Source organism: Microbacterium sp. LEMMJ01 (assembly GCF_002114135.1).
GTDB lineage: Bacteria > Actinomycetota > Actinomycetes > Actinomycetales > Microbacteriaceae > Microbacterium.
The window spans coordinates 345,571-357,705 of record NZ_NCTV01000017.1; the positions used below are offsets into that span (position 1 = coordinate 345,571).

Genomic DNA, 12,135 nt, shown 5'->3' on the forward strand with positions numbered 1-12,135 from the left:
CGGCATATCGCCGGTGTATGGAAAAGGCCATACGCCGTGGCAACCGCGGGCTCTCTTCACTGGAATCATGAACGACCTCCGCACCCCCCGAGCCGTCCGTGCCCGGCGCCGTCGGCGGATCGCCACCACGGCCTCCGTGCTGGCGCTCGCCGTGGTCGCCGCCGTCGCCGTGCAGCAGTCGCTGTCGGCCGCGTTCGCCGAGACCGCCCCGATCGTCACGCCCGCCACCATCGGTTCCGATTCCGAGCCGCACACGCCGACCGGATCGGTGCTCGCCCCGAGCGAGGCCGACGGCGTGATCCGCGACGGCGACCAGCCCACGGTGTTCGATGTCGACAGGGTCGCCGTCGGCAACCTCGACCCCGCCCTGCTCGACGCCCTCCAGCGCGCCGCCTCCGATGCGGAGGCCGACGGGGTGACGTTCCTCGTGAACAGCGGATGGCGTTCGGCGGCCCTGCAGGAGCAGCTGCTCCGCGACGCCATCGACGACTACGGCTCGGAGGAGGAGGCGCGCCGCTGGGTGGCGACCGCGGAGACCTCGGCGCACGTCTCCGGCGACGCGGTCGACCTCGGTCCCCTGCCCACCCTCGACTGGCTCACGCAGCGCGGATGGCGGTACGGCCTCTGCCAGACCTACGGCAACGAGTCCTGGCACTACGAGCTGCGACCGGAGGCCGTCGAGGACGGGTGCCCCGCACAGTACGCCGACCCCACCGAAGACCCGAGGATGCAGCGATGACGGCCGTGCTCGCGGAGGGGATGACCCTGTCCCGCCTCCACGCACCGACACTCTCCACCCTTCCGGCCGCCGTGACCGAGAACCTCCGCCGCGTGCGGGAGGTCGCCGCGGTACCCGTCATGGCCGTGGTCAAGGCCGATGCCTACGGTCATGGCATGGTGGCCGTGGCGAACGCCGCCGTGGCCGCGGGGGCCGAGTGGCTCGGGGTCACCGACGTCGCCGAGGGGGTCGCGCTGCGCGAGGCCGGACTGCGCGTGCCGATCCTCGCCTGGCTGCACCCCGCGGGCATCGACGCGCCGCGCGCGGCCGCCGCCGGGGTCGACGTGGCCGTGGGCTCCGTCGACGAGCTGCGTCAGCTCGCGGCCGATGCCGTCGCTTCGGTGCGTGTGCATCTGCATCTCGACACCGGGATGGCGCGGGGAGGGTGCCCCGTGGAGGACTGGGATGCGCTGCTGCGCACGGCGCGCGCGGCCCGCGGCCGGATCGAGGTCGTCGGGGTGATGGGGCACCTCCCCCGCGCCGACGCCGCGGATCCGCGGGCGAACGCGGCCGCGGTGCTGCGGATGCGCCAGGGGAGGGACGCGGTCCTGCGCGCCGGCTTCGGACCGCTGCTCGTGCATCTCGCGGCGACCTCGGGCGCCCTGACCGATCCCGCGACGCACTTCGACATGGTGCGCGTGGGGGCCGCGCTCGTGGGGATCGACCCGTCCGAGACGGTCTCTCTGGTCGGGGCTTCGCGTTTCACCGCACCCGTCGTGCACAGCGCCGCGGTGCCGGCCGGCACCGTCGTGGGCTATGGCGGGACGCACACGACGGCGGTGGCCACGCACCTGAGCGTGGTCGGCGTCGGATACGCCGACGGGGTCCCGCGGGAGATCGCGCCGGGCGCGGGGGTGGAGATCGGAGGGGAACGGCACCCGATCGTCGGCCGGGTGTCGATGGATCAGATCGTCGTCGACACCGGGGGGAGGGCGTTCCCCCGAGGAGCGGTCGCGACGGTGTTCGGGCCGGACGGCGGCGCGGTGCCGTCGGTGCAGGAGTGGGCGCGGTGGGCGGGCACCATCCCGCACACCATCGTCACGGGCATCGGCCCGCGGGTGAAGAGGAGCGTGGCATGACGATGAAGGTCCTGGTCATCGGAGGGGGACAGAATCCCGAGCACGAGGTGTCGCTCGCCTCGGCGGCGGCGGTCGCCGCGGCGCTGCGGTTGGGGGGACACACCGTCACGACCGTGACGATCGACCGCGACGGCGTGTGGCGGGCCGACGGCATCCCGCCCGGCGTGAGCCCGGCGTCGTCGTTGCAGCAGGCCCTGCCGCTGCTCGCGGCGAGCGACGTCGTGTTCCCCGCGGTCCACGGTGCGCTCGGGGAGGACGGCGCCCTCGCGGCGCTGTGCGCGCTCGCCGGGGTGCCGGTCGTCGGCTCCGCGCTGGGGGCGGGCGCGATCGGCATGGACAAGTGGGCCACGAAGCTCGTGGCCCAGGCTGTCGGGCTGCGCACCGCCCGGGGGCGGCTCGTCGCCGCGGAGGACATCGGCGACGTGGAGTTCGAGGGCGCCGTCGTGGTCAAGCCGGTGACGGCCGGCTCGAGCCACGGCGTGAGCCTGGTGACGGAGGAGGGCGACCTGCTCACCGCGCTGCGGGGGGCGGCGCGCTTCGACCGGCGGATCCTGGTCGAAGAGGTCGTGCATGCACGGGAGATCGACGTCGCCGTGCTGCGGGAGAAGGGCGGGGTGCGGTGGGCCGCCCCGCCCCTGGAGATCCACGCGCCCGGGCTCTTCGACACCGCGACCAAGTACGACGGCACGGCCCGGTTCACGGTTCCCGCGCAGCTCGATGCGGCCGCCACGACGGCGCTCAAACGCGCCGCGATCGCGATGTTCGACGCCCTGGGGTGCGATGGGGTCGCCCGGATGGACTTCTTCCTCACGGACGAGGGGCCGGTGCTCAACGAGGTCAACACGATGCCGGGGCTGACCGCCGCCTCCCAGGTGCCGCGGATGTTCGCGGCGGCCGGGGTGGACTACGTCGACCTCGTGGGTCGGCTCGTGCGCGCGGCTGTGTGAGAGGGGGTCGACAGGGCGCCTGCGGAGGCGGATGCTGGGGACATGGCAGCCTTCACAGCGGAGAACGCGTTCAGCGGTTTCAGCGTCGACGACATCGACGCGGCGAGAGAGTTCTACGGCACGACCCTCGGGCTCGACGTCGAGGTCAACGCGATGGGGTTCCTCGACCTGCGTCTGCCCCGCGGCGGGTCGGTCCTCGTCTACGCGAAGCCGAACCACACCCCGGCGAGCTTCACGATCCTGAACTTCCCGGTGGCGGACGTCGATGCCGCCGTCGAGGAGCTCAACGAGCGCGGGGTGCAGACCAAGATCTACGGCGACGACGAGTTCCCGTCGGACTCCCGCGGCATCGTCAGGGGGAACGGGCAGGGACCGGACATCGCGTGGTTCCGCGACCCGGCCGGCAACGTGCTCGCGGTCATGCAGGCCTGACGGGGCACGCCTCGCTCACAGCCGGTCGACCGCCGTCACCGTGACGACCGCCTCGCCGGCCTCGTCCGACGCGGCGAGGTCGACGGTGGCGCTGATGCCCCAGTCGTGGTCGCCGGCCGGGTCGTCGATGATCTGCCGCGCCGTCCACGCGGTCGGACCCTCGGTGAGCAGCAGCATGCGGGAGCTCCGGGCGTCCGGTCCGGTGCCGATGTCGTCGTGCTCGGCGAAGTACGCGTCCAGCGCGTCGGACCAGGCGGCGGCGCCGAACGTCGGGTCGAGCTCGGCCAGGGCGTCCACGTCCTCCCGGGCGGCGAGCTGCACCCGCCGGAAGAGCTCGTTGCGGACGAGCGTGCGGAAGGCGCGGGTGTTGCTCGTGAGGCGCTTCGGTGCGGGCGGCACGATCGGCTCGTCGGTCTCGCCGCGGGCCGCGGTCCCGGCGGTCAGCTCGCTCCATTCGTCGAGCAGGCTGGAGTCGATCTGGCGCACGAGCTCGCCGAGCCAGGCGATCAGGTCGTGGAGGTCCTCGTCCTTCCGCTCCTCGGGGATCGTCTGGGAGGCGGCGCGATACGCGTCCGACAGGTACCGCAGCACGACGCCCTCGGAGCGGGCGATCTTGTAGAACGCGACGTACTCGCCGAACGACATGGCCCGCTCGTACATGTCGCGGACGACGGACTTCGGGTGCAGCGCGAAGTCCCGGATCCACGGCTGCGCCGCGCTGAAGGTCTCGAAGGCCGCGTCGAGGAGCTCCTCCAGGGGCTTCGGGTAGGTGATCGCCTCGAGGAGCTCCATGCGCTCGTCGTACTCGATGCCCTCGCGCTTCATCGCGGCGACCGCCTCGCCCCGCGCGAGGAACTCCTGCTGGCTGAGCACGGCGCGCGGATCGTCGAGCGTCGCCTCCACGATCGAGATCATGTCCAGCGCGTACGACCCCGTCCCGACCCCCTGGTCCCCCGAGCCCGCCTGGTCTCCCGAACGCGCCTGGGTCCCTGAGCTTGTCGAAGCCTGGGTCCCTGAGCCTGTCGAAGGGTCCAGCAGGTTGAACGCCGCGAGGGCGAACGGCGAGAGCGGCTGGTTGAGCGCGAAGTTGGGCTGCAGGTCGACCGTGAGCCGGACGCCCTTCGGCGCTCCGAGCACGCCCGTGTCGAAGGTCTCCACGACGCCCGATTCCCGGAGCGTGCGGAAGATCGCGAGGGCGCGGAGGGCGAGCGCGCGCTGCCGGGTGCGCGGCTCGTGGTTGTCGAAGACGAGCCGGCGGACGTTCCCGAACACATCCCCGCCCCGGGCGATGACGTTGAGCAGCATCGCGCTGGTGATCTGCATGTGCGAGGTCAGCGTCTCCGGCGTCGCGTCGATGAGCTTCCGGAACGACGGCTCGCCCCACGACACGAAGCCGTCCGGGGCCTTCTTGCGGATGATCTTCCGCTTCTTCTTCGGGTCGTCGCCGGCCTTGCGGATCGCGGCGAGGTTCTCGGTCTCGTGCTCCGGGGCCTGGGCGACGACGGTGCCCGCGGTGTCGTAGCCCGCGCGTCCGGCCCGGCCCGCGATCTGATGGAACTCCCGCGCGTTGAGCTGCCGCATCCGCGTGCCGTCGAACTTCGTCAGCGCGGTCAGCAGCACGGTCCGGATGGGGACGTTGATGCCCACGCCGAGCGTGTCGGTGCCGCAGATGACCCGGAGGAGACCGCGCTGGGCGAGTTGCTCCACGAGTCGGCGGTACTTCGGCAGCATGCCGGCGTGGTGCACGCCGATGCCGGCCCGGAGAAAGCGCGAGAGCGTCTTGCCGAACGCCGTCGTGAAGCGGAAGCCGCCGATGAGGGCGGCGATCTCGTCGCGCTGCTCACGCGTGGCGACCTTCGTGCTCGACAGGGCCTGGGCCCGCTCCATGGCGGCCGCCTGTGAGAAGTGCACGATGTAGATCGGTGCCTGCCCGGTGTTGAGCAGGTCGTCGATCGTCTCGTGGATGGGCGTCGTCTCGTAGAAGAAGTGCAGGGGGACCGGGCGCTCGACCCCCGTGACCGAGGCGGTCTCGCGTCCGGTGCGGCGCGTGAGGTCGGCGGCGAGGGTGGTGACGTCGCCGAGGGTGGCCGACATCAGCACGAACTGCGCCTGCGGGAGCTCAAGGAGCGGCACCTGCCAGGCCCACCCGCGGTCCGGGTCGCCGTAGAAGTGGAACTCGTCCATGACGACGAGGCCGACGTCGGCGGCATCGCCCTGGCGCAGGGCCAGGTTCGCGAGGATCTCCGCGGTGCAGCAGATGATGGGGGCACCGGCGTTCACGGCGGAGTCTCCCGTGACCATCCCCACGTTCTCGGCGCCGAACACGTCCGCCAGCGCGAAGAACTTCTCGCTCACGAGGGCCTTGATCGGTGCCGTGTAGTAGCTCCGGCGTCCGCCGACCAGTGCGGCGAAATGGGCGCCGACCGCGACGAGCGACTTCCCGGTGCCCGTCGGCGTGGACAGGATGACGTTCGCGCCGGAGACGATCTCGATGAGCGCCTCGTCCTGCGCGGGGTACAGGCGGATGCCGGTCGACTCCGCCCACTCCACGAACGCCAGGTAGACCGCATCGGGGTCCGCCGCGTCGGGAACGAGAGAGGGTTCGAGCCGCGGCGTGGGATTCATGGTGCTTCGATCATCCCATCTGCGTCATGTCGCCGATCCCGTGACCCCGAGCGCGGTGAGCAGCTCGTACGCCGTGGAGCGCGCGTGCACGATCACGGTGCCGAGCTGCGACGAGGAGGCCGACACCGAGAGCAGGAGCTGGCCGTACGGCGCGAGGATAAAGCTCAGCAGCGCCATCTGGTTCTCGCCGATGGACAGCGACACGATGGCCGACAGTGTCGGCTCCGTCCCTCCAGCGATGATCTCGGCCTCGGCCCGCGCGACCCCGAACAGCGAGCCGTTCATCGCCGCGAGCTGCTCGCCGCCGTCGGGGTCGACGCCGAGCGAGGCGATGTGGAGGCCGTCCGCGGTGCCGAGGACCGCGGTCGTCAGCTCCGGGAAGCGCTCCTCCAACTGCTGCAGACGGGCCTGGGCCGACGGGCCGACGATCCGCGACCACAGCGCCCAGTTGCCGGCGACGTCGGGGTGCATGCGGGACGGATCGGGTGTCGTGGCGGCGTCCTGCCGCCCGGCGGGTCCGGTCATGGCTTCTCCTCCGGAAGATCGAGAGCGGCACCGGCGACGCGCATCACGCTGTCGCGGTCGCGCGCGTCGGCCGCGAGGACGCGGGAGACGGGGATGCCGTGTCGAGCGAGCACGGGGGCGAGATCGCGGCGGATGTCGCCGATCGCGTGCCCTGCCGCGTGGCTGACGGCGATCACGATCCGATGCTCGTCTCCGGAGAACACGTCCAGCCACTCCTCGGCGTCGGCCGCGAGGGTGTCGTGGTCCGCGCGCAGCCAGAGCAGCACCCGAGTGCCCGGCATCGAGACCCGCTGCCGGGCGGACGCGAAGCGCTCCTGCCCCGGGATGCCGACGAGCGCGATGGAGACCTCGGGCGTGGGCCGCCACGTCCCGTAGTCGAGGCCGACGGTCGTCGTCGTCTTCCCGTCGCCGCTCGCGAGCGACATCGGCACGTCGGTGTCTACCGGCGGGACATCGCTCAGGGCGCGGACCGCGGTCGTCTTGCCCGCGCCCACCGGACCGGCGAAGATCACGCGGTACCGCTGAGGCAGGTCGGTCCGTCGCCGACGCGGGCGCCTCATCGTCCGCTCCACGGGACCGCTCTTCCGCTGTCGCCCTCTCCCGAGGCCGCTCCCCACGGCCTCATGGATCACGCGCCGAGGGCGGCGACCCGGCGGTTCACCGAGGAGCGCAGCAGGGCGAGGTTCGTGGCCTGGCGATCGGCGGCCAGGTAGATGAACAGGTCGTCGTCGAGCATCTTGAGCAGGTGCAGCTGCGTGTTCAGCGTCAGCAGCATGTCCTCGAGCTCGCCCTCGATGCCGAGGGCGTCGATCGTGCGCTTCTTGTTCTTCACGATCTCGCTGTTGAACGCGCTGGCGACCTCGAGGTCGAAGTCCGGGCGGACGGAGCTCGAGGCGAGCGGCAGTCCCGATTCGAGGTCGACGATCGACGCTCCGATGAATCCGTTGATGTCGCGTTCGATGTCCGCCAGCAGCGCGTTGAGCTGATCTTGCGTGGCCATGGTTCTCCCCAGTCGTCTTCGTCGCGCGCAGCAGCGACCGCCCTGTGCGGTCGTCCCCGGCGCCGCGCGACCTGTGAAGTGTATAACGTTACTCGACGAGGAGGCCAGTCTCAGACCGACGTCGCCGCGCGGAGGGCGATGCGCACCATGTCCCCGAACGTCTGCTCGCGCTCCTGGGCCGTGGTCTCCTCGCCGGTGACGATGTGGTCGCTGACCGTGCAGATCGCGAGCGCGCGGCGTCCGTGGAACGCGGCGAGCGTGTAGAGGCCCGCCGCCTCCATCTCGACGCCGAGGATGCCGTGCTGCACGAAGGGCGCGGTGAGCTCCGGCCGCGTGCTGTAGAACTGATCGCTCGAGAACAGCGGCCCCACGTGCACCGTGGACGACAGGGGCTCCGTCTCGCTCGCCTCCACCGCGGCGCGCAGCAGGGCGAAGTCGGCGAGGGGAGCGTAGTCGAGGCCGTGGAAGCGCACGCGGTTGATCCCGGAGTCGGTGCTCGCGCCGTTGGCGATGATGATGTCGCGCACCGCGAGCTTCTCCGTCAGCGCGCCGCACGACCCCACCCGGACGATCGTCTGCACGTCGTACTGGGTGAACAGCTCCGTCGCGTAGATCGCCATCGACGGCTGCCCCATACCCGAGCCCTGGACGGAGACCCGATGCCCCTCCCAGGTGCCGGTGAAGCCCAGCATCCCGCGCGTCTCGGAGTACAGCTCCGCGTCGTCGAGGAAGGTCTCGGCGATCCACCTCGCCCGCAGCGGGTCGCCGGGGAACAGCACGATGGGGGCGATCTGACCGGGTTCCGCGGCGATGTGCGTGCTCATCCGCTCAGCGTACTCAGCCCTCGCGACGGCGGACGATCTCCCCGATCCAGAGGGGTGCGAACGGCGAGGTGCAGCCCGGGGCCGTGGGGTAGTCGGCCAGGACCTGGAGCCGCTCGCCGATGTCCACCGCCCGTGCGCGCAGGTCCGGATGGAAGATGCCGATGTTCGCGAGGGTCTCGTTCATCGCCCACTGCAGGCGTGGCGGGGCCTGCTGCAGGTCGCGCTCGATGAGGTCGAGGAGGTGCGACAGGTCGAGGCCGTCGGCGTCCTTCGTCACCCGGCCCGTCGTGAGCGACCACGCGGCGGCGGCGACGGTGGGATCGGCGTCGTCGAACCAGCGCCGACGCAGCTCCTCGGCGAGGGGCGACTTCTTGAGGACGTAGTTGACGAACCAGTCGTTGACCTTGGGCGGACGGGTCTCACGCAGCATCGTGTCGAGCTCGTCGGCGGTGAAGTCGGCCGGGCGGCACACGAGCAGGGCCAGCAGCCGGGCGGACGTCTCGCCCGTCGCCCAGAGCTCCCGCGCGAGGGCCTGATCGGTCTTGATGCGCTTCGCGAGGGCGCGCATCCGGCTCAGGTTGATGCCGTGGTCGTCGCCGCGCTTCTCGTTCGCCGCGCGCTGCTTCGGGTCTTCCAGCGCCGCGAGCTCCGCCAGCGCCTCCTCCACTGTCATCCCGCCAGGGTAACCCCCGTCGACCCACCCCTTTCGGTGCGTCCCGGCCTCCTGCGGACGCACTTAGGGGGCCGGGAGGCGCGAAAGGGGGTGGGTCGACGGGAGGTCAGTCCTCGTCGAGGAGTTCGCCGCGGATGCGACGGAGGTCTTCCATGAGGGAGCCGATGAGGATCCAGTGCTGCGAGGACGGCGGACGGATCACGAGCGGAGCCGTCAGAGCGGGGATCGCGGAGGTCAGCGGCTCGGGCTCCGCGGAGGGCGCCGTGGTCTGCACGGCGAGGCGCACGTCGTGTCCGGCGCGGCGGAGCTGCTCGGCGATCGCGGTCACCGCGGGCTCCTCGCCGAGCCGGTCGTCGTAGTGGTCGAAGTAGGCGCGGGTCATGCCGATGGTCTGCGTGACGATGGGCGAGAGCCGGTCGAGCAGCGCCTTCAGCTCCTGCAGGTCGGCACGATGGGTCGAACGCCGCGGGTTCAGCGTGAGCGACTCCTCCCCGGCGGCGATCGCGGCGGCGGCGGCATCCTTCATGGGCCGCAGCAGCCGCACCTCGACCATGAGCTCCTGGAGCCGCGCCGGCGTCTGCGGGGCGGGCAGGGCGTCCGCCAGGCGGTCGAGGCTCGCGGCGAGCTCCCGCCCGAGCAGCCCCACGTTCCGCCGCGCCGGCTCGACGAGCACCGGGGGCACGATCAGCGCGTTCACGACGATGCCGATCACCACCCCGATCAGGGTCTCCACGATCCGGGCGACCGCGTACTCCGGACTCGACGACCCCAGCGCCAGCACGAGCATCGCCGAGATCGCGACCTGGTTGCCGGTGCCGGGGGACGCCCGGAAGATCCACGCCACGAGCATCGCGACGACGATCGCCAGCAGCACGATCCAGCTCGGCGAGCCGAGGAGCAGGCCGAGCCCGACCGCGATGACGACCCCGACGATCACGCCGATGCTGCGCTCGAGCGCCTTCGACAGCGACTGGTTGACGCTGGGCTGCACGACCAGGAGCGCGGCGATCGCGGCGAACACCGGCAGCTGCCCGGGGAAGACCCAGCCCGCGATCAGCCACGCGGCGATGGTCGCCGCGGCCGACTTCACCACCTGCAGCAGGGGGGAGCGCTGGGAGGCGCGGATCGCGGCGGGGATGCGCATGACCTCCACGGTAGTCGCGCCGATGTCAACCCCATCGCCCTTCTCGCGCCCAGCAGGCTGAATGGAGGCACACGAACGACGAACAAGTGAGGAGCATCCCCATGGTGCAGATCATCGAGACCATCGACGTCGACGTTCCCGTCCGCACGGCGTACAACCAGTGGACGCAGTTCGAGAGCTTCCCGAAGTTCCTCGACGAGGTCGTCTCCATCACGCAGATCGACGAGACCCACACGCACTGGAAGGTGAACGTGGGGGGCGCGGAGCGTGAGTTCGACGCCGAGATCACCGAGCAGCACCCGGATGAGCGCGTCGCGTGGAACAGCGTCGGCGGCGAGACCGAGCACGCGGGCGTCGTGACGTTCCACAAGCTCGACGACAACACCACGCGGGTGACCGTCCAGCTCGACTGGGCGCCGGAGGGGCTGCTGGAGAAGGTCGGTGCGCTGGTCGGCGCGGGATCCCATGCGGTGAAGAAGGATCTGAAGAACTTCAAGGAGTTCATCGAGGGCCGTGGCGTCGAGACCGGCGCCTGGCGCGGTGACGTGGACGCCTGACACCTCCGCGTCGAGGCCCGGGACCGCTGTCTGCGGCCCCGGGCCTCGTCGCGTGCGGGGCTGCGGACGTCGGACGGGCGTGCTTGCATGGGCGCATGGACACGAGGGAGCGTCTGCGCGGCGAGGGGCGGGCCGTACTCGCGACCGTGGTCTGCTTCGTCGGGGGAGCCCTCGCCGGGGCCCTGCTCCTCGCCGGTCCGCCGCGGCCGCTGACCGGTGAGGGAGGCCTCGCGGTGCCCGCCGCGGGAGTCGCCGGCGGCATCGCGGCTCTGGCCTTCGTCCTCAGCACGCTCCTGCACCGTCGGGGGGAGGCCGGGGGGATGCCGCGCTGGCAGCGGGCGGTGTCTCGGCTCTCCGCCGCCGCGCTCACCGTGGCTTTCGGGGCCGTGACGGCGATGGGCGTGCTGCTCACCGCGGAGGTGCTCGCGGCGGGCCTGCGGGGTCTCGCGCTCGGAGCGATCGGCGGCGGGCTGCTCACGGGGGTCGCGGCCGCGGTCGGCGGACGGCTCGCGTTCGGCGCCGGAATCGGTCTCCGGACGGCCGACCTCGCCGGACTCCTGTTCGGGTTCCTCGTGATCGGCACGCTGTTCGCGATGGTGACCGCCGTCGACCCGCGGTGGTGGGAGGAGAACTTCTCGCAGCTCGGGGTGGGCTGGGCGTTCAACGGCACCCTGGTCGTCGCCGGGCTGCTGGTCGCCACCGTCGGCGCGTACATCGGGCGCGACCTGCACCGGCTGCGCGGCGACGACGCGCTGTCCCGGATCGCGACCGTGGTCGTGCTGTGGGCCGCGGCCGGACTCGCGCTCGCCGCCGTCGGGCTCCTGCCGCTGTACCGGGCCCCCGTTCCGCACGACATCGCTGCCGTCGCGGCGCTGCTCCTCTTCCTCGGGGCTGCCGCTGCGACGACGCTGACCGTCCCCGGCCGACCCCTGGCCCTCGTGGTGACCTCCGTCGCGGTGGGGGTGCTCGTGGTCGCGGCCGTGTTGCTGTGGTGGCCGCTCGGCTTCTTCCCGGTGACCGCGGTGGAGGCGGTCGTCGTCGGCCTCGGGCTGCTGTGGATGACGACGCTCGTGCGGGTGCTCGCGATCCTCGTACCGGAGAGGACCCGTCCGTCCGCGCGGCCCTCGCTCTGGCAGGGCAGGCAGTCGCGCGAGCTCAGGCGGGTTCGCGCGCCAGGAGCCTGATGCGGCGTGAGGGCCTGCGTCAGCATAAGGAAGGGAGGCGGAGGGGGCGCGGAAGATAGGGCATCCGTCCGATGTGGAGGCGGCACCTCAGAGCGGAGTGTAGGGATACACCGAACCGTCGAGGAGACATCATGTTCGACCACCCGTACCTCAGCCATCAGGTCACCGTCTTCGAGCAGGAGCAGATCGAGCGCGCGGTCGCCCGGCGCCGGATGCTCCTGGAGCACGCGGATCAGATCGTGCCGCGTCCGGCGGGTCCGCTGCGTCGGCTCCTGCGCCGCCTCGCACGCCGGGGAACGCCGGTGCCGCGGGCGTCCCGCGCGGGGGCGTGCGATCCGGTCGTCGCCCGATGACGGACGGCGTCGTG

The 12,135-nt window shown here is 71.8% G+C and carries 14 protein-coding genes; 7 read left to right on the forward strand and 7 right to left on the reverse strand.

The window, feature by feature from the left end:
• The first annotated feature begins 67 nt into the window (after window positions 1-67).
• From B7W94_RS04115 to B7W94_RS04130, 4 genes are read left to right on the forward strand one after another with little or no spacing between them, the layout of a single operon-like run.
• Window positions 68-739, forward strand: coding sequence for a M15 family metallopeptidase (locus B7W94_RS04115; RefSeq protein WP_085604623.1), 672 nt, complete (start codon window positions 68-70; stop codon window positions 737-739).
• On the forward strand, window positions 736-1,857 hold the full coding sequence (gene alr / locus B7W94_RS04120; protein WP_085604626.1) for an alanine racemase: 1,122 nt from the start codon (window positions 736-738) through the stop codon (window positions 1,855-1,857). The genes B7W94_RS04115 and alr overlap by 4 nt, the downstream gene beginning before the upstream one ends.
• Window positions 1,854-2,804, forward strand: coding sequence for a D-alanine--D-alanine ligase family protein (locus B7W94_RS04125; RefSeq protein WP_085604629.1), 951 nt, complete (start codon window positions 1,854-1,856; stop codon window positions 2,802-2,804). Before alr ends, B7W94_RS04125 begins: the two co-directional genes overlap by 4 nt.
• Before the next feature lie 42 nt (window positions 2,805-2,846).
• Window positions 2,847-3,236 (forward strand): VOC family protein, encoded by a 390-nt coding sequence (locus B7W94_RS04130; protein ID WP_025104040.1) that lies wholly within the window; start codon window positions 2,847-2,849, stop codon window positions 3,234-3,236.
• Between the two features lie 15 nt (window positions 3,237-3,251).
• Here the strand turns inward: B7W94_RS04130 and B7W94_RS04135 are convergent, their stop codons facing one another.
• The 7 genes from B7W94_RS04135 to B7W94_RS04165 form a co-directional block, all read right to left on the reverse strand.
• Window positions 3,252-5,861 (reverse strand): DEAD/DEAH box helicase, encoded by a 2,610-nt coding sequence (locus B7W94_RS04135; RefSeq protein ID WP_085604632.1) that lies wholly within the window; start codon window positions 5,859-5,861, stop codon window positions 3,252-3,254.
• A gap of 24 nt (window positions 5,862-5,885) precedes the next feature.
• Window positions 5,886-6,386, reverse strand: coding sequence for a hypothetical protein (locus B7W94_RS04140; protein ID WP_085604635.1), 501 nt, complete (start codon window positions 6,384-6,386; stop codon window positions 5,886-5,888).
• Window positions 6,383-6,946, reverse strand: coding sequence for a GTP-binding protein (locus tag B7W94_RS04145; RefSeq protein WP_085604638.1), 564 nt, complete (start codon window positions 6,944-6,946; stop codon window positions 6,383-6,385). Before B7W94_RS04145 ends, B7W94_RS04140 begins: the two co-directional genes overlap by 4 nt.
• Window positions 6,947-7,014: 68 nt before the next feature.
• On the reverse strand, window positions 7,015-7,386 hold the full coding sequence (locus tag B7W94_RS04150; protein ID WP_025104036.1) for a hypothetical protein: 372 nt from the start codon (window positions 7,384-7,386) through the stop codon (window positions 7,015-7,017).
• Window positions 7,387-7,496: 110 nt separating this feature from the next.
• Complete coding sequence (gene deoD, locus B7W94_RS04155) at window positions 7,497-8,210, reverse strand: purine-nucleoside phosphorylase (protein WP_085604641.1); 714 nt, start codon at window positions 8,208-8,210, stop codon at window positions 7,497-7,499.
• A 13-nt stretch (window positions 8,211-8,223) separates the two neighbouring features.
• Complete coding sequence (locus B7W94_RS04160; RefSeq protein ID WP_085604644.1) at window positions 8,224-8,883, reverse strand: DNA alkylation repair protein; 660 nt, start codon at window positions 8,881-8,883, stop codon at window positions 8,224-8,226.
• Between the two features lie 106 nt (window positions 8,884-8,989).
• Window positions 8,990-10,027 carry an FUSC family protein gene (locus B7W94_RS04165; RefSeq protein WP_025104033.1) on the reverse strand — a complete coding sequence of 346 codons (1,038 nt, stop codon included), beginning with the start codon at window positions 10,025-10,027 and terminating at the stop codon, window positions 8,990-8,992.
• A gap of 101 nt (window positions 10,028-10,128) precedes the next feature.
• Here B7W94_RS04165 and B7W94_RS04170 point away from each other — a divergent pair, with 101 nt between their 5' ends.
• The 3 genes from B7W94_RS04170 to B7W94_RS04180 all read left to right on the forward strand — a co-directional run bounded on the left by B7W94_RS04170 (window position 10,129) and on the right by B7W94_RS04180 (window position 12,121).
• Window positions 10,129-10,584: an SRPBCC family protein gene (locus B7W94_RS04170; RefSeq protein ID WP_025104032.1), complete on the forward strand. Its 456-nt coding sequence runs from the start codon at window positions 10,129-10,131 to the stop codon at window positions 10,582-10,584.
• Between the two features lie 95 nt (window positions 10,585-10,679).
• Window positions 10,680-11,768 carry a DUF998 domain-containing protein gene (locus B7W94_RS04175; protein ID WP_253247382.1) on the forward strand — a complete coding sequence of 363 codons (1,089 nt, stop codon included), beginning with the start codon at window positions 10,680-10,682 and terminating at the stop codon, window positions 11,766-11,768.
• Window positions 11,769-11,899: 131 nt separating this feature from the next.
• Window positions 11,900-12,121 carry a hypothetical protein gene (locus B7W94_RS04180; RefSeq protein ID WP_085604646.1) on the forward strand — a complete coding sequence of 74 codons (222 nt, stop codon included), beginning with the start codon at window positions 11,900-11,902 and terminating at the stop codon, window positions 12,119-12,121.
• Window positions 12,122-12,135: the final 14 nt, after the last annotated feature.